Genomic DNA, 24,824 nt, shown 5'->3' with positions numbered 1-24,824 from the left:
GTTTGGGATGGGGAGCGGGCGTTAGCTTCAGTCGATGATCGGCGGTTGGTCGATTACCGCGTGGTGAGCCCAACAGTGGAGTGGTATCCGTTCCAGCACACATGCTTCCGCAAGCTCTGAGATCTGATTCTTACCAAACCAGTAAGAGACATTTCCGTCCGTTCTCACTTCCTTGTAGATTGGGACGATCATCACTTCATCGAATAACGCCTCAATCTCGGCTTGGTGAGCAGGCTTGATGCGAACCCGCGCTCCAATCGCCCGCTCCGAGGGCTTCCTATCCGTCGATCCGCGCATTTCTGAACGCTACCGCCTTGATTGCATGTCCGCAATCGGTCGTTACCCGAACTTCGTCATCCCGGGCTTGACCCGGGATCTCGCTTTTCTTGCGCATCGACCGGCCCCCACATCCTCGTCACCCCGGATCAAGTCCGGGGTGACGAGGATGTGGAGGGCAGCAACCGGTCGCAATCGGCCGTCCAAACTCCGCGCTATCTCCTTGCCTTTCCCGCCCCGCATTGCTTCGATCCCAGGCGATGACACTCAAACCGACTCACTTGGACGAAACGGGCGCCGCGCACATGGTCGATGTCGGCGCAAAATCCGCAACGCAGCGCCGCGCAGTCGCCGGCGGGCGCATCGCAATGTCTGCCGCGGCGCTCGAAGCGATCCGCAGCGGCAATGCTCCGAAAGGCGATGTGCTCTCGACCGCGCGGATCGCCGGGATCATGGCCGCGAAACGCACCGCCGACCTGATCCCGCTTTGCCACCCACTCGCGCTGACCAAGGTCGGCGTCGATTTTACGTGGGAAGACAGTGGTATCGCAGTCATAGCTGTCGCTCAAACGAACGGCCCGACGGGGGTCGAGATGGAGGCGCTAACCGCCGCCTCGGTCGCGCTACTCACGCTCTACGACATGGCAAAGGCGCTCGACCGCGCGATGGTCCTCGGCGATATCCGCCTGCTCGAAAAGAGCGGGGGCCGCTCGGGCGACTGGCGCGCCGAATGAGCGCGCTGCTTCCCGTCGAGGAAGCGCAGGCCCGGCTGCTCGCGTTGCGCGCACCGCTTGGCGATGAAAATATCGCCTTTTCCGAGTCGCTTGGTCGCTATCTTTCGCGTGATGTGACGGCCCAGCGCGATCAGCCCGCCGCAGCGCTATCGGCGATGGACGGCTATGCGATCAGGTTCGGCGACCTTCCGGGTCCGTGGGCCGTCATCGGGGAAACCGCCGCGGGCGCTGCGCCCGACCAGGCGGTCGGGCCCGGCGAAGCGATGCGGATATTCACCGGCGCGATGGTTCCTGCCGGCGCCGACACGGTGATCGTTCAGGAAGATGTCGCGCGTGAAGGCGATACTCTGCGGCTGACCGGTGACGGCCCCGGCACGCGCGGGCGCCATATCCGGTCGCAAGCCGCCGATTTCGCAGCCGGCGACTGCCTGCTCCCCGCAGGTACCCGCCTGACCCCCGGCGCGATCGCTGCTGCGGCAATGAGCGGCGCGAGCGAACTCGCGGTGGGCCGGCGCGCGCGGGTCGCGATCCTCACCACCGGCGACGAACTCGTCCAGCCCGGACGCCCGTTGACACCAGGGCAGATCCCCGACAGCAACGGCGTGATGCTCGCGGCGATGCTGGCGGGCGAGGTCGAGGATATGGTTCTTCCGCATCACGTCCGCGACGACCGCGAAACCCTTGCGAAGATTCTCAAGGAGTTGGCGCGACGTCACGACGTCATCGTGACCGTCGGCGGTGCGTCGGTTGGCGATCACGACCATGTACGCGGCGCGCTGGACGATGCCGGCGGGCAGCTCGATTTCTGGAAGATCGCGATGCGTCCCGGCAAGCCGCTGATCGCCGGAACGCTCGGCGACGCAATCCTGCTCGGCCTGCCGGGCAACCCCTCGTCGGCCTTCGTCACGGCTACGCTGTTCCTCTTGCCTCTCGTCCGCCACCTTGCGGGCGCGGGCGCGCCTCTGCCGCCTGTCCATCGGGCGCCGTTAGCCGCTCCCCTCGCCGAAGGCGGTACGCGCCGCGACTATCTTCGCGCGCGACTCGAAAGCGGTCGCCTGACGCCAATGATCGGGCAGGAGAGCGGCCGCACCCTGCCCCTTGCCTCGGCGAACGCGCTGCTGATCCGCGATATCGGCGCGCCCCCACGCAATGTGGGCGACATCGCGGATTATCTTGTCATCGCTTGACAAGTTCCGCTTTGTTCCACTATCGTTCTCAATATGTCCGGAATTGGCATCATGGAGAACGACCGATGTTGACCGCGAAGCAGCATGAACTGCTCCACTTCATCCAGGAACGCCTCGATTCGAGCGGCATCTCGCCCTCGTTCGAGGAGATGAAGGAGGCGCTGGGCCTCAAATCGAAATCGGGTATACATCGACTGATAAGCGCCTTGGAAGAAAGGGGATTTCTCCGCCGTCTTCCAAATCGCGCCCGCGCTCTCGAAGTGCTCAAGGTGCCCGAAGCCGCGAAACCTGTCGTGCGTAACGATCGCGACAATATCGTCCCGCTCCGCAAGCCAGCCCCGGCGCTCAAGCCGATCGCTGCGAACGACGTTATCGAGATCCCGCTCCACGGCAAGATTGCTGCAGGCGTCCCGATCGAGGCGTTCGAGGATCACAACAACCTTGCCGTTCCCGCCGCGCTGCTCGGCTCGGGCGAACATTATGCACTCGAAGTATCGGGCGACTCGATGGTCGAAGCGGGGATTTTCGACGGCGACTATGCGCTGATCCAGAAAGCGAGCACCGCGCGCGAAGGTGACATCGTCGTTGCGCTCGTCGACGGGCAGGATGCGACGCTCAAATATTTCCGCCGTGAGGGGCAGATGATCCGTCTCGACCCGGCGAACGCGGCCTATGAACCGCAGCGCTATCCCGCCGAACGCGTCATCGTTCAGGGCCGCCTGTCGGGACTGCTTCGTCGTTACCACTAAGCTGCTGCGGCAGCCGCCAGGGATGGCCGTCGCCCGCCTTAAGCGTGGCGACGGCTTCGGGTACCTTGCCGAGGTAGATTGCAAGGCCGCCGCTGGTAGCGAGACTGTCGCGATCGATTGTCATCCAGCGCCCGGCGCACTCGCGCGGTAACCAGCGGTCACTGATAACGATATCGGCCGCGGCGCAGGCATCGGCCATATCTGCACCCTCGATCCGGTCGCGCCCGCGCGAGGCGAGAATGACATGACGCGCGGCCCCCTGCCCCTGGCTCCAGCGGCAGAAATCGCGATTGCATTCGACATGATCGAGGTCGGCCAGGCTCGCGAGCGGCATATCGGTCCCTGCGGCTTCCGCCATCGTGTCGCGAATATAGTCGCCCGACCGGTCGCGCAGCAGCGCATAGCTGCCATCGGGCAGCGCCGCGGCAATATGGCGGCCGTCGCCGGTGACGAGCAGATCGGGGCGCGGCTGAAAGAGCAATGTCGCCGCGCCGATCGCGAGCGGAACGAAGCCTGCCCGGCGCCAGCCCGTTTGCCAGAGCAAAACCCACAGCCCGCCAAAGACCGCGAGCGCGAAACCCCAGGGCGGAAAGCTTGGCAAGGTAGCGACGGCCCCGGGTGCATCGCTGACAACATACGCGAGCCCGAGCAGAAGGCGCAGCGCCTGCTCAGTCACCCACCACAAGGGCGCGCCAAGCCCGATGCAATCGAACAGCAGCGCAAGCGCCTCGAACGGCATGATGACAAAGGTCGTGAGCGGAATAGCCACCACATTGGCCATGGCCCCATAAACCCCCGCCTTATGGAAATGAAACAACGCAATCGGCGCCAGCGCGACTTCGACGACCAGTCCGGTGACCAAGAGCCCCGCGACAGCGCGCAAGGTTCGAAAAGGCCACGGTTCATCGCGGCGTGCCAGAAATGCGCGCATCGGGCGGCTTTCATGCAGCGCAATGATCGCGGTGATAGCCGCGAAGCTCAGTTGAAAGCTTGGACCCGCAAGCGATTCGGGGCGCCAGACCAGCACGATCAGCGCGCCCGCCGCAACCAGTCGCAGCGTCAGCGCTTCGCGTCCCATCAGGAACGCCACGAGCACGAGCAAGGCGGCGATGAACGACCGCAGCGTCGGCACCTCCGCCCCTGCGAGCAATGTATAGCCGCCGCCGGCCAGCGCCCCGGCAGCAGCGGCGAGGGGCAGGACATAGCCGGCGAGCGCCAGCCGCCGGCTCAACGCAAACAGGCGCAGGGTCAGGAACATCGCAAATCCGACGACCGCGGTCACATGCAGCCCGCTGATCGACAGGAGATGCGCCAACCCGCTGCGCCGCATCGCCTCCTCATCCGCCTCGCTGATCGCGCCGCGGTCGCCCGTTACCAGCGCGGCGGCAATGCCGCCGGACGAACCCTCGATCTGATCGTGTATATGCGCACTGAGCCGCGTACGCAGCGGCGGCATAGTCGGCCCGGACGCCGACGTCCGAGAGATGTCGCCGAGCACAGTCCCAACGGCCCCGATCCTGTCGAACCACGCGCGCTGCGCGAAATCATAGCCCCCGGGAAGGCTGGCCGTAGGCGGCGGCATCAATCGCGCTCGGACGCCGATCATTTCACCGTCGGTGAGGCTCACCGCCTGCTCGCTACCTAGCGTCAATCGCACCCGCGGCGGCAGGTCGCTGCGCTTCTGCGGCAATGCGAGAATACGGATCTGCCCTTTGGCCGGCAGCGGCTCGGCCCGCTCGACGATCGCGGAAAATTCAGTCATCACGGGCGCCGCGAGCACCGGCGCCGCGACCCAGACGGCGCGCGTCCAGATCAACAACATGCCCACCGCCATCACGCCGCATCCAACCACGACCATCCGCCCGAACCGGCTATCCCAGCCGATCAGGAGGCCCGCGCACAAACCACCCGCAAGCGACAAGAGGAACCCGATCCATTGTGCTTCGCCGGGTAAGGCGAACCAGGCTGCAATGCCGGCGCCCATCGCGACCGGCAGCCAGAGCCCGATCCGTTCGCGTTCGACTTCGAGCCGTGCCTCCAGCGCGTTGCCGGTCCGGTGCCAGATTGTTGCCCAACGAGCAGCAATGGGCGTTTGAAGCAGCCTTGTCGCCATGCTAGGGGCTCCCCCGATCCCCGCCCGGAAGGCGGCAAATTGAGTGAAAGAGGCCGGAGTGGCAACCGAAAACCAGACCAAAGTGGAAGCAACGCCCCCCGAAGCGACGGGAGCGGATGTCGTTACGCGCTTTGCACCATCGCCGACCGGCTATCTGCACATCGGCGGCGCCCGTACTGCCTTGTTCAACTGGCTGTTTGCCCGCCATCACGGCGGTAAATTCCTGCTCCGCATCGAGGACACCGACCGCGCACGCTCGACCGATGCCGCGATCGACGCGATTCTCGACGGGATGCAATGGCTCGATCTGGACTGGGATGGCGAGACCGTGTTCCAGTTCGCGCGTGCGCCGCGCCACGCCGAAGTCGCGAACGAACTGCTCGCAAAGGGCGAAGCCTATCGCTGCTACCTGACTCAGGACGAACTCGCGTCGATGCGCGCCGAGGCGCAGGAAAAGCGGCTTCCCTTCCGCGTCCGCAGCCCCTGGCGCGACCGTGATGATGGCGACCCATCGGTTCCGCATGTGATCCGGCTGCGTGCTCCGCAGGAGGGCGCGGTGACCATCGCCGACAAGGTTCAGGGCGAAGTCACCGTCCAGAATGCCGAACTCGACGATTTCGTCCTGCTGCGCAGCGACGGCACACCGACCTATATGCTGAGCGTCGTCGTCGACGACAACGACATGGGCGTGACGCACGTCATCCGCGGCGACGACCATCTCAACAACGCGTTCCGCCAACTTGCGCTCATCCGCTCGATGGGCTGGCGTGAGCCCGTTTATGCGCATGTCCCGCTGATCCACGGCGCCGACGGAGCGAAACTGTCGAAACGCCACGGTGCGCTTGGTGTCGATGCCTATCGCGACGAGATGGGCTATCTGCCCGAAGCGGTGAACAATTATCTGCTTCGCCTCGGCTGGGGACATGGCGACGACGAGATCATAAGCCGCGAACAGGCGACCGAGTGGTTCGACCTCGACCATGTCGGCCGTTCACCGTCGCGTTTCGATTTCAAAAAGCTCGAAAATCTCAACGGTCACTATCTGCGCGAAGCCGATGATGCCCGGCTCGCCGAACTGATTGCACCGCGGGTGGAGAAGCTTGTCGGGCGCGCTCTCGACGGCGCCGATCGCGACTTGTTGACGCGTGCGATGGAGTCGCTGAAACCGCGCGCCAAGACGCTCGACGAAATCGCCGATGGCGCAATTTTCCTGTTCCAGCCCGATCCGTTGCCGGTGGACGAAAAGGCCGCCGAGGTGCTAAAGGCCGCGCCCGAAGGCCTGCTCGCTGCCGTCACGGAGCGACTTCGTGGGCTAAACGATTGGACGACAGAAGAGCTGGATGCCGCCGTGCGCGCCGAAGCCGAAGCCGCCGAACTGGGGCTCGGAAAATTGGCGCAACCCCTACGTGCTGCACTAACCGGCCGAACCGTTTCCCCGGGAATTTTCGACGTGCTGCTGTTGCTCGGACGCGATGTGAGTCTGGCGCGACTTGACGCAGCGCAACATTATCCGGCAGGGGCGTAGCCACTCTCTCTCCCCGCCGTCAGTACAGGGAACAAAATATGACCGACACCGCAAAAATCACGCTGGGCGACAAGACTGTCGACAGCCCTGTCCTGTCGGGCACCGTTGGCCCGGACGTCGTCGACATCCGCAAATTCTATGCGCAGACCGGTGCTTTCACCTATGATCCGGGCTTCACCTCGACCGCGAGCTGCGAATCGCAGATCACCTACATCGACGGCGACGAAGGCGTCCTGCTGCACCGCGGCTATGCGATCGGCGACCTCGCCGAACATTCGAGCTTCATGGAAACCTGCTACCTGCTGCTGAACGGTGAACTGCCGAACGCGCAGGAACTGGCCGATTTCGACAATACGATCACACGCCACACGATGCTGCACGAACAGCTCGCGACCTTCTATCGCGGTTTCCGCCGCGACGCGCACCCGATGGCGGTCATGTGCGGCGTGGTCGGGGCACTCAGCGCCTTCTATCACGACTCGACTGAGATTCACGATCCGCACCAGCGGATGATCGCGAGCCACCGCCTGATCGCGAAAATGCCGACGATCGCCGCGATGGCGTATAAATATTCGGTCGGCCAGCCGTTCGTCTATCCCGACAACAAGCTGAGCTACACTGGCAACTTCCTGCGCATGACCTTCGGCGTTCCCGCCGAGGAATATGAGGTCGTTCCTGCCGTCGAGCGCGCGCTCGACCGCATTTTCATCCTCCATGCCGATCACGAGCAGAATGCGTCGACCTCGACGGTCCGCCTCGCCGGTTCGTCGGGCGCCAATCCCTTCGCGTGCATCGCAGCGGGCATCGCCTGCCTGTGGGGGCCCGCGCACGGCGGCGCGAACGAAGCGGCGCTCAACATGCTGCGCGAAATTGGACGTCCGGAGCGCATTCCCGAATATATCGCGCGCGCAAAGGACAAGGACGATCCGTTCCGCCTGATGGGCTTCGGTCACCGCGTTTACAAAAATTACGACCCGCGCGCGACGGTGATGCAAAAAACCGTGCGCGAAGTGTTCGACGCGCTGAAGGTCAACGATCCGGTCTTCGAAGTCGCTCTTCAGCTCGAGGAAATGGCGCTCAACGATCCCTATTTCGTCGAGAAGAAGCTTTTCCCGAACGTCGATTTCTATTCGGGCGTGATCCTGTCGGCGATCGGCTTCCCGACGACGATGTTCACCGCGCTCTTCGCCCTGGCCCGCACCGTCGGTTGGGTCGCGCAGTGGAACGAAATGATCTCGGACCCCGCGCAGAAGATCGGCCGCCCGCGCCAGCTCTACACCGGCCCGACGCATCGTCCGTTCGTTCCGGTCGACAAGCGCTAAACGCTTCTACCGAAAATAGGAAAAGGGGCCGTTCCGCGGCCCCTTTTTTTTGCGCAGAGGCCGTTAACGACCGATAGCTGACTTCTCAATATCGTCACCCCGGACTTGATCCGGGGTGCCGCTTGAAGTCGAAACCGGTCGAGGCGCAAAAAAGCGGGATCCCGGATCAAGTCCGGGATGACTAAAGATAGGGAAGCAGCGGAAACTCCCCACCCCAAACAGACATAGCCTTCAAATAGGCCTTTCCTACATTATCCGGCTGTGCCAGCCCTCATCCGGCTCTTTCATTCGGTGAACAGAATGCGGTCGCTGCCTCGCTTGCGGGTTCAACCATGATCGGACGTGCCGCGCACATCCAGCGCTCCCCGACTTGCAAATGGGGGCGCTCATAGGGCTGAACTTTCCTGAACTTTGGAATATCCAGCCGGGCGATGTCCAAAGAGGGTAACGACAGCTCCCCACCCCGAAACCGACAAAGCAGACTAAGCGACATCCCGCGCCGGCAGGCTCAGCGTAAAACGCGCACCCTGCCCCGGGGCGCTGTCGACGGTCAGGTCACCGTCCATCGCACGCGCGAGTCGGCGTGCGATGTAGAGGCCAAGGCCCGAACCGCCGCTGTCGGTACGCCCCAGCCGTTCGAACTTTTCGAACACCACCGCCTGCTGGTCCGCGTCGATCCCCTGCCCCTGATCGGCGACAGTGACCATCGCGCGGTCGTCTTCGCGGTCGACGCGGATCCAGATTTGCGAACTTTCAGGCGAATAGCGGATCGCATTGCCGAGCAGGTTGAGCAGCACCTGCAGCACCCGGCGGAATTCACCCGTGGCGGGCGCGCGATCGTCGGTACGCGGTGCGTCGATGCGAATGCCCTTTTCCTCGGCTTTCATGCCAAGCAAGCCGACGGCACGGCGCGCCAGATCGCCAAGATCGATTTCGTCGCGTGCCGCCTTGAAGCCAGGGCGTTCGATATTCTGCAGATCGGCGAGGTCGTCGACGAGGCCGAGCAGATGTCGTCCGGCATGCGCGATATCGCCCGCGTAACGTGCATAATCGGCACGAATGGGGCCGTCGAACTGTCCCGAAATCGTCTCAGCCGTCGCGATAATGCGGCTGAGCGGCCCGCGCAGCGCGCCGTCGATGCGGCGACCGAATTGGGGATCGGACAGCGGAAGCGATCCGAACGCGGGGTCGACGAGTGTTCCGGCAGCTTTGGGCTCTACGATAGCTTCGCCTTCGGCCACCGCGGCAAGCCCACGGAATCCGGTGAAACGTCCAGTGGCATCGAACTGGGCTTCGCCCGACAGGTTCATCGCCATTCCCGCCGCGTGCACGCGCTGGCTTTCGAAGCGAGATTGCCGCGCCAACCCTCGCAGCACGGGAAAGCGCCCGTCCTCGTCAGGCTGTAGTTCGAACAACTCGGAGAGCGAGCGGCCCTCCCAGCCGTCGGGGATGGCGGGTGCATCCGAGCCGGCACGCAATGCGACCAAGCGCAGTTGCGGATCGCATTCCCATGTCCAACTTTGCGGCACGGCGGCGCCGTCGGCGATCGCCGGCACCTGTGGCAGCGTCACGGGACGCGTGCGCCAGTCGCTGATCTCCAGGCTCGCGCCGTCGGCATCGGGCACGATGCGAACGAGCGCGTGGATGTCACTGTGATCGTCGGCGGCGTAAAGAGGCCGGCTGATGTCGCGGTGAAGCCGTTGCGCCAGCGCGACGAGCCGCGCGAGATGTGGCAGCGCCAGCGGCTTTTCGAGGCCCGAGCCCGCGCGCTGTTGCAGGCGGAGCAGCGGCGTATCGGCGCTGATCAAAGCCCCTGCCCGATCGACTCGCCCGCGGATGATGCGTTCGCTCATCGCGGCGTCGCTCCAGACGCCGAAAACTCCATATGCCCCGCGTCGGCGACCGCGCGCGCGGGCAGCATGGCCAGTGAGGCTTCGAGCGGTGCGATCGCTGCATGGTCGAGGCGCAGGGGCGAGAGCAGCGAAGGCAGCGTCGCGCTCTCCGCCGTCAGCAGCGCCATCGCCATATCGTCATACGTGCGGCGATGCGCCGATGCGGCGAGCGCGATCAGCGTCGGCCAGTTGTGGCGCGCAATTGCCGTCGCCGCCGCGTCAGGCAATGCGGTGCCCAGAATTTCGCAATAGGCCTGCCCGGCCTCCGTCATTCCCGTTTCGGCGGCCTGTCGTTCGGTCGCGATCCGCACCGCTTCGCCCAAGCCTGCGGCGCGCCGCTTGTCGCCGCTCAACTCAGACAGCCGCCAGGCGGCGATATCGAGCAGCAGCGCGCGGAAAATTTCGCGATCGACATCGGCCAGCGCGAGCGCGGGATTGCCCAGCGCGTCGAAGCGGCGGCGGTCGGCGATCTGCAGCGCAAGATAGGCGCGGTCGACATCGGAGAGCGGAGCGCCGACCGCGGGCGCCTCGCCATTCGAAAGATCGGGCTCGGACAGGATCGGAGGTGGGCTCGTCCGCAGCGCCGATTGCTCGCGCCAGCGATGCTCCTCGGCGCGCGCGAAACAGATGCCGGCAAGCCGTGTTGCGCACGGCAATCCGCCACGCAGCCAATCTTCCCACAGACTGCCCGGATCGATTCCGGGATCGAGCCGAGCCGCGACGTCGATCACCAGTCGGCGCGCAATGCCCAGCGAAAGCGCGCGCTGCTCTTCGGTCAACCGTCCGGCAGCGGGCGCCGCCAGATAACCCGCCAACTCGCGCAGACGCGCCGACAGCGTCGGCGACGGCGTGTCGATGCCGGGAGGGGAGACGGATTCATTCATGCGCATCCGCCAATAACAGCATAGCGTTAATAGGCGTTAAACCTTCAAGCGTATAAGTTTTAACGGGTTTCCGGACGCCGCGCGAGCCGTAGCCAGAGCAGAATCTGGAACAGCGCGAGCAGCGGGAGAACTGCGAACATCGGTGGCGCAAAGCCAAAGAGCAAGGCCGGCGCGAGCATTATCCACGCCTGATCGGCATCGGGCAGCAGCCAGTGAAACCGCCGGCGTTCCCCGGAATCCTCGTAAAGCGCGCGAGCGAGCAGGATCGTTGCCGCAAGGCACGGTGCAAGTGCGGCTTCCGAAAACGGCGGCATGCTGTGCCCCTGCCCGCCGAGCGATAGAAGCCAGGGGAACAGCGCGAGCAGTACCCATGCAAAGATGCGGATGATATCGCGCGCACGGTCCTGCGCCGCGCTTTCCGCGCGAAAGGCAGAGAGGAAGCGCATCGCGGCAAGCCCCAGTCCGCCGAAAATGGCGACCAGCGCTCCGGCGGCGGCAAGCCCGCTCGCCGCGAGTAGCGCGACCATCACCCACAGCAGGCCGGTGACCCAAGGCAGATATTTCGCTGTCATCGGCGATTTCACGAGCAACGGCCCTGCCAGCCGGATCAGCGGCATCATAATCGCCGATCGGCCGAGCCCCATGCCGCCATATTCGACCTGCTGCAGGCTCGACTGCTCGATCAGCGCCGCAGTCGGGCGATCGGTGACAATCGCGATCTCCCCCTGTTCGAACAGCGCGGGCTCGCAATAGAGCCGCCGCGCACCCGATTGCACGGCGAGCCGCAGCAGCGTGAGCATCATGTCCCACTCGCCCGGCATCGCTGCAAGCTCGGCGGCCATCGGCTGCGAGATTGATGCGAGCCCGCCCCATCGCCGCGTCGCGTCGATCCGCTCGAATCCCTGCGTCAGCATCGTGTCGCCGGTGACGAGGATCGCGGGCGAGCCGGGTTTGGCGATCGCCGCATAATGGGTGCCCCCGGCGCGGAGGCCGTCGGCGACGAGGATAATCCGATCATCGGCTTCGACCAGCGGCACCAGGTCGCCCGCCGACCGCACCGGTGTCACCTTCACGCCGCGGCGGCGGATACGGTCGCAAGTTGCCACAAGCTCGGCGGGGACCGCGGCGACCGCGACGGCAATATGTGTCACCCCGACGTCCGAAAGGCGCGCCGCCTGCCGCTCGATCAGCGTTTCGCCCGCCACGGTGACGAGCGCGCGAAGCGACCCGTCGGGCAGCGTCTCGCTGGCGCCGACCAGCGCAATCAGCGCCATTGGCGCCGCGGGTTTTCAGCAGCGGTCATCGATGCGCAGCTTTAGGGCCGGTGAAGCGATTGGCAAGCCCCCGAAAATGCGCGCGGCGACGTCACGCCTTCACCCTGTTTTCCGGTACTTTCCAGGTCATTTTCGCGCGCAAAAAATTGCCCGGAAAACTACCGAATCGCTGGCCTTTACCGCCCCCATGGGCTAGGCCCGATCCATCTCCCGATAAGCAGAAAAAAGGCCGGGTCTTGACCGAAGAAAATACGCCTGTTCCGCCGTCCGACGATGGCGTTTCGCCGATCAATATCGTCGACGAAATGAAGACCAGTTACCTCGATTACGCGATGAGCGTGATCGTCAGCCGTGCGCTGCCTGACGTGCGCGACGGCCTGAAACCGGTGCACCGCCGCATCCTCTATGCCGCGCAGGAAGGCGGCTTCGTTCCGGGCCGTCCGTACAAGAAGTCGGCGAAGATCGTCGGCGACGTGATGGGTAACTATCACCCGCACGGCGACAGCGCGATCTACGACGCGCTTGCACGCATGACGCAGGACTGGTCGCTGCGCGTGCCGCTGATCGACGGTCAGGGCAATTTCGGGTCGATGGACCCCGATCCGCCGGCGTCGATGCGTTACACCGAAGCGCGGCTCGCGAAGACCGCGATGGTGCTGCTGAACGACCTCGACAAGGATACGGTCGACTTCCAGCCAAACTACGACGCGAGCCGCGATGAGCCGACGGTGCTCCCGGCGCGCTTCCCGAATCTGCTCGTCAACGGCGCGGGCGGTATCGCGGTCGGCATGGCGACCAACATTCCGCCGCACAACCTTGGCGAAGTGGTCGACGCGACGCTTGCGATGATCGATCGCCAGCTCGAAGGCGGCCCGGCCATCACGCTCGAGGAGTTGATGGCGATCGTCCCCGGCCCCGACTTCCCGACCGGTGCGATGATGCTCGGCCAGGGCGGCGCGCGCAACGCCTATGCCACCGGACGCGGTTCGATCATGATGCGCTCAACGCATATCATCGAAGAAGGCAGGAATGACCGTCAATCGATTGTTTTAACGTCGATTCCGTTTCAGGTTGGCAAATCGGGCCTCGTCGAGAAAATCGCCGAGGCGGCGCGCGACAAGCGCATCGAGGGCGTCGCCGACATCCGCGACGAGTCAAACCGTGAAGGCGTGCGCGTCGTCGTCGAACTGAAGCGCGACGCAACCGCCGAAGTCGTGCTCAACCAACTGTGGCGTCACACGCCCGCGCAATCGAGCTTCCCCGCGAACATGCTCGCAATCCGCAGCGGCCGCCCGGAAATGCTGGGCCTGAAGGACATATTGTCGGCCTTCATCACGTTCCGCGAGGAAGTGATCACGCGGCGCTGCAAATTCGAACTCGCGAAAGCACGCGACCGCGCGCATATCTTGCTCGGCCTCGTCGTCGCGGTCAGCAATCTCGACGAAGTCGTCCGCATCATTCGCGGATCGAACTCGCCCGCGGCGGCGCGCGAAGCTCTGCTCGCACGCGAATGGCCGATCGGTGAAATCGCCCCCTACATCCGCCTCGTCGAGGCGATCGAGGGCGAGATGGAAGAATCCGCGACCTATCGCCTGTCCGAAGTGCAGGTAAAGGCGATCCTCGACCTTCGCCTCCACCGCTTGACTGCGCTCGGCCGTGACGAAATCGGCAAGGAACTCGGTGAGTTGGCGACCGAGATTGAGGAGCTGCTTTCGATCCTCGCCGACCGCGTCAAGCTTTATGGCGTGATGCGTGAGGAACTCGTCGCAGTACGCGAAGAATTTGCCACCCCGCGCAGGACGCTCGTTGCCCCCGCTGCCGACGGCATCGACGACGAGGATCTGATCGAGCGCGAAGAGATGGTCGTCACCGTTACCCTCGACGGCTATATCAAGCGCACTCCGCTCGACACCTTCCGCGCCCAGCGCCGCGGCGGCAAGGGGCGCGCAGGCATGGCCACGAAGGACGAGGATGTCGTCACCGAGTTGTTCGTCACCTCGACGCATACGCCGGTGCTCTTCTTCTCGACCGCAGGCAAGGTATACCGCATGAAAGTGTGGCGCCTGCCCGAGGGCGGGCCCGCGACGCGCGGCCGCCCGATGATCAACCTGCTGCCGCTGGCGCAGGGCGAAACCATCTCGACCGTGCTCCCGCTGCCCGAGGACGAAGGCGAATGGGGCAAGCTGCACGTCATGTTTGCAACTGCAAAGGGCAATGTGCGTCGTAACAGCATGGACGCCTTCACCAACGTACCCTCGAACGGCAAGATCGCCATGAAGTTCGAAGGCGAGGACGAAGACGACCGCCTGATCGGCGTCGCGCTGCTCGACGAAAGCGACGATGTTCTGCTCGCCACGCGCCAGGGCAAGGCGATCCGCTTTGCCGGCGACGACGTGCGCGAATTCCAGAGCCGCAATTCGACCGGCGTGCGCGGGATGAGGCTCGCCGACGGCGACGAGGTCATCTCGCTGTCGATCCTCCATAAGGTCGGCACCACCAGCGACGAACGCGAAGCCTATCTCCGCGCCGCGCCGTGGAAGGACAATGAGAACGAACCGACGCTCGATGGTGAGCGCATGGCCGAACTGGCGTCGCGTGAGGAGTTTATCCTGACCATTTGCGCCAATGGCTACGGCAAGATTTCGTCCGCCTATGAATATCGCCGTACGGGCCGCGGCGGTCAGGGCATCACCAATATCGACAATATTGCGCGCAACGGCCTTGTCGTGGCCAGCTTCCCGGCCACCAAGGAACATCAGTTGATGCTGGTGACCGATCAGGCAAAGCTGATCCGCATGGGGCTCGATTCGATGCGTGTCATCGGCCGCGGTTCGGCGGGCGTGCGCCTGTTCGACGTCGCGAAGGACGAGCATGTCGTTTCAGCCGCGCTGATCGAAGAGAGCGACGAGGAAGAGGTCGAAGGCGTGGATGTCGGCGAAGGCGATGCGCCCGCAGCCGAAACCCCGAGCGAGGCGCCCTCCGAATGACCGCGTCGACGGCCTTCAAGGTGCTGACCCAGCAGCAATGGGTCGATTTCGAGCGCGAACGCGTGTTCCGCGGCGCACCGGTGGATATTGCCGACGGCTATATCCACCTGTCGACCGCGGAGCAGCTCGAAACCACGATTGCCAAATATTTCGCCGGACAGACCGGCCTGATGATCGCCGAGGTGGACCTCGTCTGCCTTGGCGACAAGGTGCGCTGGGAACCGGCGCGCGGCGGCGACCTGTTTCCGCATATCTATGCCGAATTGCCGATGCATGCGGTGGTGGGGCTGCAAAGGCGCGACCAATAACCGCCGCCCCTGCCCAGGCGGGGGCCGTTAGACGGATAGGCTGACACCTACAGCGACCGGCTTTCATCGACGCTCGATCGGTGTTGGTCGCATCTTGCTTCGCGCTCAGAAATTCCCCACCCATTGTCGAACATTACCAACGTCCGCGCACAGGGGAGACGATGATGCGCCTGCTTTTGACTGCCGCCCTACTGGCCTCGACCGCCACCGTTCCCGCTTTCGCGCATGACGCAGCTCCCGCTTCCGCGGCGGCATCGAAACCCGTCCCCAAGGAAGACTTGCTGAAGCCGCCTGCCGACGCGGCGCACTATGTCGTCGTGTCCGAAGCCGGCAAACATGGCGACCAGTGGCGCTGGCAGCTTCCCGACGGCCGCACCGCCTATCGCTGGTCGCAGGAACTGCGCGGCTGGATCACCGAGATGGATCAGGTCACGACCTTCGCGCCCGGTGGGACAATCGCCGCGACCACCGTGCGCGGTGTCACCATGTCTGGCGACGCTGCGGAGGAATATCGCGTGGCGGACGGCCGCGCGAGCTGGAAGACCGCAACCGATAGCGGCGAAGCACCCGCCGGCGGCTGGTACATTCCCGCAGGCGGCGTTGGCATCGCCAGCGCTCCTCTGATTGATGCGCTCGCGGCCGCGGGCGACGCGGGGATCGATTTCCTGCCCAGCGGCAAAGGACGCATGACCTTTGGCCCGACGCAGGTGATCCAGGGCCCGACCGGTCCCAAGACCGTCCAGCTTGCTTTCGTCAGCGGCATTTTACCGTCGCCCTATCTGGTCTGGCTCGACGAGAATAGGCGCTATTTTGCCGACATCAGTTTCATCTCGGTCATTCCCGCGGGATATGAAGGCGCGCTCAAACAACTGCGCGACACGCAGGAAAAGGCAACGGCCGAAGCTGTTGCGGGGGTCGCGAAACGATTCCTGACCCCCGCCGCCAAGGCCCCCGTTTTGTTCGACAATGTCCGGCTGTTCGACGCCGACAAGGGGGAATTTCTGACAGGCCGCGCCGTGCTGGCGCAGGATGGCAAGATTGCCGCGATCGGCCCCGCAGGATCGCTGAAGGCGCCGGCGGGTGCGCAGCGGATCGACGGCAGCGGCAAGACGCTGGTGCCGGGCATCTGGGACAGCCACCTGCATATCGGCGACGACTGGGATGTGCTGTCGAACATGGCGAACGGCATCACCAGCTTCCGCAGCCCGGGAACGACCTTCGACCGCGCGGTCGATGCGACAAAGCGCCGCGCTGACGGCACCCTGTTGATGGGCGAGCCCTTCATCTCGGTCATCGTCGACAAAAAGGATCCGCTGGCAGCGCAAGGGTCTGAAGTCGTCAGCAGCGCCGAAGAAGCGATCGCCGCCGTGCGACGCGTCAAGGATGCTGGTCTGTGGGGCGTCAAATTCTACACCTCGATGAACCCGGCTTGGATCGCGCCCGCCGCCGCCGAGGCGCACAAGCTCGGCCTTCACGTCCACGGCCATGTCCCGGCGGGCATGAAGCCGAGCGAGGCGGTCGCGGCGGGTTATGACGAACTCACCCATCTTAATTTCGTCGTGATGGAATCCATGCCGCGTGAGGTGATCGACAAGGCGAACACGCGGATGCGGATGGAGGGGCCGGCACGCTTCTTCAAGGATGTCGATCTCGACGCCCCGCTGATGAAGGGCTTCGTCGCCGACCTGGCGAAGAAACACACCATCGTCGATCCGACGATCGTCATCTTCGAAGGCATGCTGACGCAGGACGGCGGCAAAGCCCAGCCCGCTTACGCCCCCTATATGGGCATCATCTCGCCCGTCATCGAACGCTCGGTCTTTACCTCCGCCGGTTATCCACTGGTCGAGGGGCTGACGCGCGACGATTATCGCAAAAGCTATGCGAAGATGGTCGATCTGGTTGGCCGGCTGCACAAGGCGGGCGTGCCGATCGTCGCGGGCACCGACGGCTGGGGCATCGAATTGGTCCGCGAACTGGAAATCTACCGCCAGGCCGGCTTCACCCCTGCCGAGGCGATTCAGAGCGCGACGATCATCCCTGCCCGCATCGTCGGCGCCGACAAGCGCACGGGATCGATCGCGGTGGGCAAAGAGGCCGATATGGTGCTGGTCGACGGCGACCCCTCGACCGACCTTGGCGCACTCCGCCGCGTCGTGACGGTGGTCAGCGACGGCTATGTCATGGACGCCGACGCGCTACGCAAGGCGGCGGGGTATAGCGGTCGGCCAAAGTAAAGAGCAGGCCGTCCGTACGCCCCCCGGCGAGATCGGGGGGCGTCCCGCCTACCGGCAATATTGGTGTAGCGTTGGGGTGATGTTCGGACGCTAGCGTTGCCTAAGTGCACCTTGGCGAAAGCTCGGGCGCACCTCTCTATCGACAACTTGCGGTCGGTTCCCCGTTCGTCATCCCGGGCTTGACCCGGGATCCCGCTTTTTCGACACACTCACCGACTTCGACTTCGAACGGGCCGCCTCCGGTCGAAGCCGTGGCTAAATCAAAAACATCATCGCCGCGGTAAAGAAGATTGCGAAGCTTTGAAGAAACAGGCGGAAATCATTGTTCGAAAAGATCGTCGCCGGTTCGCGGTGCGCGGCAAGCGCCGTCCGCAATTCACTCTGCCAGTCCGCGGGTGCATTCAACCGCGCAATGACCAACCGGCGCGCACCATATTCGCGAACGCGCGTTCGAATATTGATATGATTGTCCGAGTCCATGAACCCAAAGCTAGGGCGATGTTAACGAGTCGATAAGGTTAAAAGAGTGTTAACGCGGCGGCGTCCCGCACTGGCACGCTTTTTCGCGCGTGCTTTAACGTGTCGACATGGGACGCACGCGAAGCTGCCGTGCATCCTTCGCGCCAGCTTGAAAGGGCTTGCAGCGCGCGGGTTTCATGCGCGGGCCAAGGCATAAGCGCACTTCGTCGAGCCATCCTTGTCGGTCGATAGAGACCGCGATCATTGGGGCGCTCACGCCCGGATTAACCGCGGCAAAGGCGCGGCGGATGCTTGCCGCTGTCTGCGGCCTTGCAGCGAGCGCTTTCATGTCGGGAAATCGCACCGCGCGGAACAATAGTTCGGCCGAACGAAAATAGGCGGCAGGATTCGGGCTCATGCATGTCCCATGCTTTGCCCACTCGTGCTGGAGGAGCTGCGCCGAAGGCGTCATGCACATATGCTGTCTCAACACCGGCTGGGGCACGATCTTCGCCGGGCGGCACCACTGCGGATACCCCGGATTGTCGGTTTCAGGCCATAAGCCGTGCAATACCCAGCCGAAACGCCCGTTCGCGCCCGAACATTGGAAACGGTCGCGCGCGTCCTTTGGATTGCGTACGTCGGCGCAATGCTGCGGCGACCAGCTCATGGCGAGCAGATAGCCGGTGATCGCCGGCTTGCGGACGGGCTCGCCGCGTTTCGGCTGTTCGAGGCGCGGCACCGCTATCCGGTCGGGGGCCGAGCACGCCAGCGATTGCGCCTGCCCCGCGACCGGCACTAACGCCAGCGCAGCGGCGCTAAGCCAGCGCAAAGTCGAGCCCGATATCCGCTGCCGGCGCAGACTGGGTCAGCCGCCCGACCGACACATAAGTCACCCCCGTCTCACCGATCGCGCCGATCGTGTCGAGCCGGACACCGCCCGACGCCTCGGTGGGCACCTTGCCCCCGACCAGATTGACGCATTCGCGCAATTCCGCGACGTCCATATTGTCGAGCAGCAGGTGCGTCGCACCGGCGGCGAGCGCAGGTTCGACCTGCGCGACGCGGTCCACTTCGACAATGATATCCGCGATCCCCGCCGCGACCGCGCGCCGCACCGCTTCCTCGACCGACCCGGCGACCGCGACATGATTGTCCTTGATCATCGCCGCGTCCCACAGGCCCATGCGGTGATTCTTCGCCCCGCCCATGCGCGTCGCATATTTCTCGAGCACCCGCAGGCCCGGGATCGTCTTGCGCGTGTCGAGCAGGGTCGCGCCGGTTCCGGCAAGCGCGTCGACATATTGCCGCGTCATGGTCGCGATCCCCGACAGATGCTGCACCGTATTGAGCGCGGACCGTTCGGCGGTCAGCATCGCGCGTGCATTGCCCGACAGGCGCATCAGATCGCTGCCGACGGCAACTTCGGACCCTTCTGCGACCAATATTTCGATCTCCATGGCCGGTTCGAGCGCACGAAAGAATCGCTCGGCGATCGGCAATCCCGCGACGGTGATCGCGTCGCGGCTGTCCATCACTCCGCCGAAACGCGCGTCGGCAGGAATCGTGGCCATCGAGGTGATGTCGCCCCCCGCCCCCAAATCCTCGGCCAGAGTGGAGCGGACAAAGGCATCGAGGTCGAAATCGGGGAGCGTGAACTGGGTCATGAACCCGCGATAATCTGCCTGCCCAGCAAATCAACTTGACGTTTACGTCAACTGGCGCTGACATGCACGCTACGCGGCACTTTAGCCAACATCGGAGAGGTCCTCATGCAATCCCCCATCTGCGCGATGCTCGACATCCAATTCCCCCTGCTCGCCTTCTCGCACTGCCGCGACGTCGTCGTTGCCGTCTCGAAAGCGGGCGGCATGGGCGTATTTGGCGCCGCTTCGCTGCCGCCCGAGCGGTTGGAGGAGGAACTCGCGTGGATCGATGCGCATATCGGCGGCCGTCCCTATGGCGTCGACCTGATCGTACCCAACAGCTTTGCGGGCAAGGGAGAAGTCCAGCGCGAGGCACCGGCGATCCCCGACGAACATAAGGCGTTCGTCGCGGGCCTGCTGGAAAAGCACGGCGTCGACAACGACGATCTCGCGTCGCCGGGCGCGGCGCGCACCAGCCTCGGCGATAATATGAGCGACGATGGCGCCGCGGCGCTGCTCGAAGTCGCCTTTCGACACCCGATCAAGATGATCGCCAACGCGCTCGGCGTCCCTCCACAGTTGATGCTCGATCTTGGCAAGCGACATGATGTCCCGGTTGCGGCGCTCGTCGGCACCCGCGATCATGCGCTGGCGCAAGTCCGCGCGGGGGTCGACATCCTTGTCGTCGCTGGCGGCGAAGCTGGCGGCCATTGCGGCGAAGTCGCGACGATGGTGCTCGTCCCCGAAGTCGCTGCGGCGGTCGAAGCGGTCGGGGCGAACACCCCGATCCTGGCCGCCGGTGGCATCGTCACGGGGCGCCAGATGGCGGCCGCGATGGCGATGGGCGCGCACGGCGCGTGGACCGGTTCGGTCTGGCTGACGACGGCCGAGGCGGAAACCAACCCGATTGTGAAGGAAAAGATGCTCGCCGCGTCTTCGCGCGACACGGTGCGGTCGAAAAGCCGCACGGGAAAGCCGTCGCGCCAGCTCCGCTCGCCCTGGACCGATGCATGGGAGGCCGAAGGCGCGCCCAAACCATTGCCGATGCCGCTGCAATCGCTGGTCAGCGAACCCGCGCTACGCAAGGTCGATAAATTGTCCGAGGGCGGCCACGAAGGCGCCAAGGCGCTCGCAACCTACTGGGTCGGCCAGGGCGTCGGACTGATGAATGAAGCGATGGGCGCCGGACAGGTCGTACAGGAATTCAAGGAGGACTGGATCGCCGCGTGCGAGCGGCTGAACTGTTTCATCGGCGACTAGCATCACTGAACCCCCGCGAAGGCGGGGGCCCAGAGCCATCGGCGCTAACGTCGTTCGAGAACGCTCTGTATCCCCGCCTTCGCGGGGACGCAGGTCAGGAAACGGTCGCCTTGACGATCTTGCCGGGTTCGCGCGGCGGCTCGCCCTTGGGCAGCGCGTCGACATTTTCCATGCCTTCGATCACTTCGCCCCAAACAGTATATTGCTTGTCGAGGAAGCGCGCGTCGTCGAAGCAGATGAAGAACTGGCTGTTCGCGCTGTTCGGGTTCTGCGCACGGGCCATCGAGCAGACGCCGCGGACGTGCGGTTCGCCGCTGAATTCCTGCGGCAGATCGGGCAGATCGCTGCCGCCCATGCCGGTGCCCGTCGGGTCGCCGCCCTGCGCCATGAAGCCCGGGATGACGCGGTGGAACACGACGCCGTCGTAGAAACCGTCCTTTGCGAGGCCGGTGATGCGCTCGACATGCTGCGGAGCAAGGTCGGGGCGGAGGCGGATGACGACATCGCCGGTCGACAGCGAAAGGGTGAGAGTGTCGGACATGGTAGAACTCCTGCAGTCTATGTTGGCGGTCCCATAGCCGCGCGAGCCGGCAAAGCCACGCATTAAATCTCGAAAAGGCGTTCGCGGCGTTGCCTTCGGCGGGCGGCGGCACTAGGGCAAGGCTCGGGCGCCGCAAGAGACCAGGGAGGACCGCGCGATGGACAAACGCGAAGATTCCCTGCCGCCGGAAGATGTTGTCATCACCGACGACCGCGATCGCGAACAGACGCCGCGCGAAGCCGAGACCGAACTCGACGAAGACGACCGGCTGAAGCCAGAGTTCGTTCGCGACGTGATCGAATTGGCCGAAGCCGGCGAAGGCGAAGCCGCACGCGAGCGCGTCGGCCGCCTGCACCCCGCCGACATCGCCGACCTTTTCGAGCTTGCGCGAACTGACGAGCGGCCGATGCTGGCCGCGGTCCTCGGCGACATGCTCTCCGCTGACGTGCTGGCGGAGATGAACGATTATGTCCGCGAGGAGCTGATCGACCTCCTCGCGCCCGAGCAGGTCGCCGAACTCGCATCCGAACTCGACACCGACGACGCCGTCGCGATCATCGAGGACATGGAGGAGGACGAACAGCAAGCCGTCCTCCAGGCGATGGAACCCGAAGATCGCGCCGCGATCGAGGACGCCCTTTCCTTCCCCGAAGAATCCGCCGGGCGTTTGATGCAGCGCGACCTCGTCGCGGTGCCCGAACATGTCACCGTCGGGGACGTAATCGACCGGCTGCGCGAAGACGCCGACCTCGCCAGCGATTTCTGGGAAATTTTCGTCGTCGATCCGATGCACAGGCCGGTCGGCACGTGCCAGTTGAGCTGGATCCTCCGCACGCCGCGGGACATCGCGATCAGCGATGTGATGAAGCGCGAACAAACGTTGATCCCGGTCGATATGGACCAGGAAGAAGTTGCGTTGCGTTTCCAGAAATATGCGCTGATTTCCGCGGCGGTCGTCGACAAGAGCGGACGGCTCGTCGGCATGATCACGGTCGACGACATCGTCCACATCATTCAGGAAGAGGCTGGCGAGGACATATTGCGCCTGTCGGGCGCCGGCGACGGCGACATCAACGAGCCGATCCGCGAAACATATAGCGCGCGCGTCCGCTGGCTGATCGCCAACCTCGGCACTGCGCTGCTGGCTTCATCGATCGTCGGATTTTTCGGCGGTGCTATCGAGCATATGGTCGCGCTCGCCGCGCTGATGCCGATCGTCGCGGGTGTCGGGGGCAACGCCGGGACGCAAACGCTTGCGGTCACGGTGCGCGCGCTCGCCATGAACCAGCTCACCGATTCAAATAGCTGGCGCGCGATCTGGCGCGAAATGAAGATCGCGCTGCTCAACGGCGGGACGATCGCGTTGATCGCGGGAACCGCGACCGCGCTGTGGTTCGGCAATCCAGAGCTCGGCATGGTGATCGCTGCGGCGATGATCGTGAATATCTTTGTGGCCGGCGTGGCGGGCGTCGCTATCCCGCTGCTGCTCGACCGGCTCGATCAGGATCCTGCCGTCGCGAGCTCGATTTTCGTTACGATGACAACCGATTCCATGGGCTTTCTGGCCTTCCTCGGCCTCGCAGTGCTCAGCGGATTGACGACACTCTGAGGGCAAGCCTCTGAAATCCAAGCGATTCAAAAATTTTCGAAAAAAAGTTCATCGGCGCGATTTTTTTCGGGAACTTATTCGATGCATCGGTCGTTTCCCCTTCGAGCAGCGGTCATCGCCCCCCCGCAGCGCTGCTCAGCAACATTGGCCCGGCCCGCATTCCCTCCCCCCCCTCGAAGCGTGCCGGGCCATTTTGCACAAAAATCCTGAGAGGTAGAAAAATGACGAGCTTCCGTGCAATCCTTCTCGCCCTGATGGCAAGCTTTCTGGTCACTGGTTGCAACACGGTGAAGGGTGCTGGCCGCGACATCGAGTCGGTCGGTCAGGCTGGCAGCGACGCCATCAACTGATCTTAGTAATTTACCCTAAGCCTCTTCGAGAGGCTCGACAGGCGCCTCTTCGGCGCCTGTTTTGCGTCGGCGCTGGGTGAACCAGATCGCCAACAGCGACATTTCGTACAGAAACACCAAGGGCACGGCGAGCAATAGCTGGCTCAGGATATCGGGCGGCGTAAAGACCGCGGCGATCGCGAAGGCGGCGACAATCATATAACGGCGCGCCGAAACGAGCTGTTCGCGCGTTACCAGCCCCGACCGCTCGAGCAGCATGAGAAGGATCGGCAGCAGGAAGGCGATGCCGAACGCCATGATGAACTGCATCGTGAAGCTTAGATAATTGCCGACCGACGGCAGGGCTTCCTGTGTGATGCCGCCGACGTTGCCCTGATATCCAAGCAGGAATTTGAGCGCGATCGGGATGGTGATGAAATAAGCAAAGCTGGCACCGATCGCGAACAGGATCGGGGTCGCGAGCAGGAAGGGGAGCAGCGCGCGCTTTTCCTGTTTGAACAGCCCCGGCGCGACGAATTTCCATAGCTGGTTCGCGATCACCGGGAAGGCGATCATCATCGCCGCAAATAGCGCGACCTTGATCTCGACGAAAAATGCCTCGAATAGCTGCGTATAGATCAGCTTGCCCTGCCCCGCGCGGACGAGCGGCTGGACGAGGATGCCGAAAATCGGCTTGGCGTAATAGAGGCACACGCCAAAGGCCAGGCCGATCGCGAGCAGCGACTTCAGCAAGCGCGAACGCAGTTCGATCAGATGATCGAGCAGCGGCATCTTGCCGCCGGCGCCATCCTCGTCGGACCCAGTCTCCCCAGTCACGGTAGCGGGCCGTCCTTTGGCGGTACTATATGGGTTTCTGGCGGATTGGCGGCTGCGGCCTCATCGATCGCGGATTCGGTCGGCGCTTCGCTGTTCGCCGGTTCGGTTGGCGTCGTCGAAGGAGTTGCCGGTGACGCGTTTATGTCGTCGATCCGCGGAAATTCGCGCATGATCGCCTCATTCTGTTCGCGCCACTGCTTTTCAAGCTCTTCAAGTTCGGCTTCGCGCATCATCGTATCGAGGCCCGAACGGAAATGCCGCGCCATGCCGCGCGCCTTCCCCATCCATTTGCCGACAAAGCGCATCGCCTTGGGCAAATCCTTCGGGCCGATAACCACCAGGGCCACCACCACGACGAGCAGCAGCTCGGTGGGCGCAACATCGAACATCGCTTAAATTCCCCGCCGGCGACTGGCGATCAGAGCTTGTCGTGCTCGGCCGTCGGCGTCGGCATCGGCGTGGCGTCGGGTGCGCGTTGACCCTCGATATGCTTGGGTGCAGGGGTCGGCGCGTCGTCTTCCGACATGCCCTTCTTGAAGCTTTTGATGCCCTTGGCGACATCGCCCATCATGTCCGAAAAACGGCCCTTGCCGAACAGCAGCAGGACGAGAATCCCGACCACGAGCCAGTGCCAGATGCTGAAGCTACCCATCTC

At 64.1% G+C, this 24,824-nt stretch carries 22 protein-coding genes; 11 read left to right on the top strand and 11 right to left on the bottom strand.

Annotated features, from left to right (window positions below; all coding sequences use genetic code 11):
- Positions 1-536 precede the first annotated feature (536 nt).
- The 3 genes from moaC (at position 537) to lexA (ending at position 2,946) form a co-directional block, all read left to right on the top strand.
- Positions 537-1,010, top strand: a complete 474-nt coding sequence (gene moaC, locus KEC45_RS08305) for a cyclic pyranopterin monophosphate synthase MoaC (protein WP_062180815.1) — start codon at positions 537-539, stop codon at positions 1,008-1,010.
- Positions 1,007-2,197, top strand: a complete 1,191-nt coding sequence (gene glp, locus KEC45_RS08300) for a gephyrin-like molybdotransferase Glp (RefSeq protein ID WP_252171926.1) — start codon at positions 1,007-1,009, stop codon at positions 2,195-2,197. Before moaC ends, glp begins: the two co-directional genes overlap by 4 nt.
- Before the next feature lie 65 nt (positions 2,198-2,262).
- Positions 2,263-2,946, top strand: coding sequence for a transcriptional repressor LexA (gene lexA, locus KEC45_RS08295; RefSeq protein WP_062180821.1), 684 nt, complete (start codon positions 2,263-2,265; stop codon positions 2,944-2,946).
- On the opposite strand, the gene KEC45_RS08290 is transcribed toward lexA, so the two are convergent.
- The gene (locus tag KEC45_RS08290) at positions 2,900-5,059 is read right to left on the bottom strand and encodes a ComEC/Rec2 family competence protein (protein WP_062180824.1); all 2,160 of its coding nucleotides are present in this window, start codon (positions 5,057-5,059) and stop codon (positions 2,900-2,902) included. The two genes, lexA and KEC45_RS08290, sit on opposite strands and share 47 nt — an antisense overlap.
- Before the next feature lie 58 nt (positions 5,060-5,117).
- Between KEC45_RS08290 and gltX the strand changes: the two genes are divergently transcribed.
- Both gltX and KEC45_RS08280 read left to right on the top strand, forming a co-directional pair.
- Complete coding sequence (gltX, locus tag KEC45_RS08285) at positions 5,118-6,584, top strand: glutamate--tRNA ligase (RefSeq protein ID WP_062180827.1); 1,467 nt, start codon at positions 5,118-5,120, stop codon at positions 6,582-6,584.
- A gap of 38 nt (positions 6,585-6,622) precedes the next feature.
- A complete protein-coding gene (locus KEC45_RS08280) occupies positions 6,623-7,906 on the top strand; it encodes a citrate synthase (protein ID WP_062180830.1) in 1,284 nt (427 codons plus the stop codon).
- 482 nt (positions 7,907-8,388) lie between these two features.
- Here KEC45_RS08280 and KEC45_RS08275 read toward each other — a convergent pair whose 3' ends face one another.
- Genes KEC45_RS08275 through KEC45_RS08265 form a run of 3 tightly spaced genes read right to left on the bottom strand, consistent with a single transcriptional unit; the run spans position 8,389 to position 11,956 of the window.
- Entirely contained in the window at positions 8,389-9,759 is a 1,371-nt protein-coding gene (locus KEC45_RS08275; protein ID WP_062180833.1) for a sensor histidine kinase KdpD, read from the bottom strand.
- Positions 9,756-10,682, bottom strand: coding sequence for a hypothetical protein (locus KEC45_RS08270; RefSeq protein ID WP_062183908.1), 927 nt, complete (start codon positions 10,680-10,682; stop codon positions 9,756-9,758). Before KEC45_RS08270 ends, KEC45_RS08275 begins: the two co-directional genes overlap by 4 nt.
- A 59-nt stretch (positions 10,683-10,741) precedes the next feature.
- Positions 10,742-11,956, bottom strand: a complete 1,215-nt coding sequence (locus KEC45_RS08265; protein ID WP_062180835.1) for a hypothetical protein — start codon at positions 11,954-11,956, stop codon at positions 10,742-10,744.
- Between the two features lie 305 nt (positions 11,957-12,261).
- Between KEC45_RS08265 and gyrA the strand changes: the two genes are divergently transcribed.
- The 3 genes from gyrA (at position 12,262) to KEC45_RS08250 (ending at position 17,488) form a co-directional block, all read left to right on the top strand.
- A complete protein-coding gene (gyrA, locus tag KEC45_RS08260; protein WP_238586724.1) occupies positions 12,262-14,943 on the top strand; it encodes a DNA gyrase subunit A in 2,682 nt (893 codons plus the stop codon).
- Entirely contained in the window at positions 14,940-15,251 is a 312-nt protein-coding gene (locus tag KEC45_RS08255; RefSeq protein WP_062180841.1) for a DUF952 domain-containing protein, read from the top strand. The genes gyrA and KEC45_RS08255 overlap by 4 nt, the downstream gene beginning before the upstream one ends.
- Positions 15,252-15,412: 161 nt before the next feature.
- On the top strand, positions 15,413-17,488 hold the full coding sequence (locus tag KEC45_RS08250; RefSeq protein WP_062180844.1) for an amidohydrolase family protein: 2,076 nt from the start codon (positions 15,413-15,415) through the stop codon (positions 17,486-17,488).
- 255 nt (positions 17,489-17,743) lie between these two features.
- Here the strand turns inward: KEC45_RS08250 and KEC45_RS08245 are convergent, their stop codons facing one another.
- From KEC45_RS08245 to nadC, 3 genes are all read right to left on the bottom strand, one after another.
- A complete protein-coding gene (locus KEC45_RS08245) occupies positions 17,744-17,968 on the bottom strand; it encodes a hypothetical protein (RefSeq protein ID WP_062180848.1) in 225 nt (74 codons plus the stop codon).
- 94 nt (positions 17,969-18,062) lie between these two features.
- Positions 18,063-18,779 carry a ribonuclease T(2) gene (locus KEC45_RS08240; RefSeq protein ID WP_062180851.1) on the bottom strand — a complete coding sequence of 239 codons (717 nt, stop codon included), beginning with the start codon at positions 18,777-18,779 and terminating at the stop codon, positions 18,063-18,065.
- Positions 18,766-19,614 carry a carboxylating nicotinate-nucleotide diphosphorylase gene (gene nadC, locus KEC45_RS08235; RefSeq protein WP_062180854.1) on the bottom strand — a complete coding sequence of 283 codons (849 nt, stop codon included), beginning with the start codon at positions 19,612-19,614 and terminating at the stop codon, positions 18,766-18,768. Before nadC ends, KEC45_RS08240 begins: the two co-directional genes overlap by 14 nt.
- Before the next feature lie 105 nt (positions 19,615-19,719).
- On the opposite strand from nadC, the gene KEC45_RS08230 reads away from it, so the two are divergent.
- On the top strand, positions 19,720-20,853 hold the full coding sequence (locus KEC45_RS08230) for a nitronate monooxygenase family protein (protein ID WP_252171925.1): 1,134 nt from the start codon (positions 19,720-19,722) through the stop codon (positions 20,851-20,853).
- 94 nt (positions 20,854-20,947) lie between these two features.
- Here the strand turns inward: KEC45_RS08230 and KEC45_RS08225 are convergent, their stop codons facing one another.
- Positions 20,948-21,394 carry a peptidylprolyl isomerase gene (locus tag KEC45_RS08225; RefSeq protein ID WP_062180859.1) on the bottom strand — a complete coding sequence of 149 codons (447 nt, stop codon included), beginning with the start codon at positions 21,392-21,394 and terminating at the stop codon, positions 20,948-20,950.
- Between the two features lie 157 nt (positions 21,395-21,551).
- Between KEC45_RS08225 and mgtE the strand changes: the two genes are divergently transcribed.
- Entirely contained in the window at positions 21,552-23,003 is a 1,452-nt protein-coding gene (gene mgtE, locus KEC45_RS08220; protein ID WP_152682358.1) for a magnesium transporter, read from the top strand.
- A 221-nt stretch (positions 23,004-23,224) separates the two neighbouring features.
- Positions 23,225-23,353 (top strand): entericidin A/B family lipoprotein, encoded by a 129-nt coding sequence (locus KEC45_RS08215; protein ID WP_062180862.1) that lies wholly within the window; start codon positions 23,225-23,227, stop codon positions 23,351-23,353.
- A gap of 15 nt (positions 23,354-23,368) precedes the next feature.
- Here KEC45_RS08215 and tatC read toward each other — a convergent pair whose 3' ends face one another.
- Genes tatC through KEC45_RS08200 form a run of 3 tightly spaced genes read right to left on the bottom strand, consistent with a single transcriptional unit; the run spans position 23,369 to position 24,821 of the window.
- Positions 23,369-24,124 (bottom strand): twin-arginine translocase subunit TatC, encoded by a 756-nt coding sequence (tatC, locus tag KEC45_RS08210; protein ID WP_062183913.1) that lies wholly within the window; start codon positions 24,122-24,124, stop codon positions 23,369-23,371.
- A gap of 41 nt (positions 24,125-24,165) precedes the next feature.
- Positions 24,166-24,558: a Sec-independent protein translocase protein TatB gene (gene tatB, locus KEC45_RS21955; RefSeq protein ID WP_062180865.1), complete on the bottom strand. Its 393-nt coding sequence runs from the start codon at positions 24,556-24,558 to the stop codon at positions 24,166-24,168.
- Positions 24,559-24,587: 29 nt separating this feature from the next.
- Positions 24,588-24,821, bottom strand: coding sequence for a twin-arginine translocase TatA/TatE family subunit (locus KEC45_RS08200; protein WP_062180870.1), 234 nt, complete (start codon positions 24,819-24,821; stop codon positions 24,588-24,590).
- Positions 24,822-24,824 lie beyond the last annotated feature (3 nt).

The sequence above is a fragment of the Sphingopyxis sp. USTB-05 genome, from assembly GCF_023822045.1.
Taxonomy (GTDB): domain Bacteria; phylum Pseudomonadota; class Alphaproteobacteria; order Sphingomonadales; family Sphingomonadaceae; genus Sphingopyxis.
This window is presented reverse-complemented; position numbering and strand designations above follow the sequence as displayed.

Coding starts and splice junctions, on each gene's coding strand:
- moaC (WP_062180815.1), top strand. CDS start 537: ATGACACTCAAACCGACTCACTTGGACGAAACGGGCGCCGCGCACATG.
- glp (WP_252171926.1), top strand. CDS start 1,007: ATGAGCGCGCTGCTTCCCGTCGAGGAAGCGCAGGCCCGGCTGCTCGCG.
- lexA (WP_062180821.1), top strand. CDS start 2,263: ATGTTGACCGCGAAGCAGCATGAACTGCTCCACTTCATCCAGGAACGC.
- KEC45_RS08290 (WP_062180824.1), bottom strand. CDS start 5,059: ATGGCGACAAGGCTGCTTCAAACGCCCATTGCTGCTCGTTGGGCAACA.
- KEC45_RS08280 (WP_062180830.1), top strand. CDS start 6,623: ATGACCGACACCGCAAAAATCACGCTGGGCGACAAGACTGTCGACAGC.
- KEC45_RS08275 (WP_062180833.1), bottom strand. CDS start 9,759: ATGAGCGAACGCATCATCCGCGGGCGAGTCGATCGGGCAGGGGCTTTG.
- KEC45_RS08270 (WP_062183908.1), bottom strand. CDS start 10,682: ATGAATGAATCCGTCTCCCCTCCCGGCATCGACACGCCGTCGCCGACG.
- KEC45_RS08265 (WP_062180835.1), bottom strand. CDS start 11,956: ATGGCGCTGATTGCGCTGGTCGGCGCCAGCGAGACGCTGCCCGACGGG.
- gyrA (WP_238586724.1), top strand. CDS start 12,262: ATGAAGACCAGTTACCTCGATTACGCGATGAGCGTGATCGTCAGCCGT.
- KEC45_RS08255 (WP_062180841.1), top strand. CDS start 14,940: ATGACCGCGTCGACGGCCTTCAAGGTGCTGACCCAGCAGCAATGGGTC.
- KEC45_RS08250 (WP_062180844.1), top strand. CDS start 15,413: ATGATGCGCCTGCTTTTGACTGCCGCCCTACTGGCCTCGACCGCCACC.
- KEC45_RS08245 (WP_062180848.1), bottom strand. CDS start 17,968: ATGGACTCGGACAATCATATCAATATTCGAACGCGCGTTCGCGAATAT.
- nadC (WP_062180854.1), bottom strand. CDS start 19,614: ATGACCCAGTTCACGCTCCCCGATTTCGACCTCGATGCCTTTGTCCGC.
- KEC45_RS08230 (WP_252171925.1), top strand. CDS start 19,720: ATGCAATCCCCCATCTGCGCGATGCTCGACATCCAATTCCCCCTGCTC.
- KEC45_RS08225 (WP_062180859.1), bottom strand. CDS start 21,394: ATGTCCGACACTCTCACCCTTTCGCTGTCGACCGGCGATGTCGTCATC.
- mgtE (WP_152682358.1), top strand. CDS start 21,552: ATGGACAAACGCGAAGATTCCCTGCCGCCGGAAGATGTTGTCATCACC.
- KEC45_RS08215 (WP_062180862.1), top strand. CDS start 23,225: ATGACGAGCTTCCGTGCAATCCTTCTCGCCCTGATGGCAAGCTTTCTG.
- tatC (WP_062183913.1), bottom strand. CDS start 24,124: ATGCCGCTGCTCGATCATCTGATCGAACTGCGTTCGCGCTTGCTGAAG.
- tatB (WP_062180865.1), bottom strand. CDS start 24,558: ATGTTCGATGTTGCGCCCACCGAGCTGCTGCTCGTCGTGGTGGTGGCC.
- KEC45_RS08200 (WP_062180870.1), bottom strand. CDS start 24,821: ATGGGTAGCTTCAGCATCTGGCACTGGCTCGTGGTCGGGATTCTCGTC.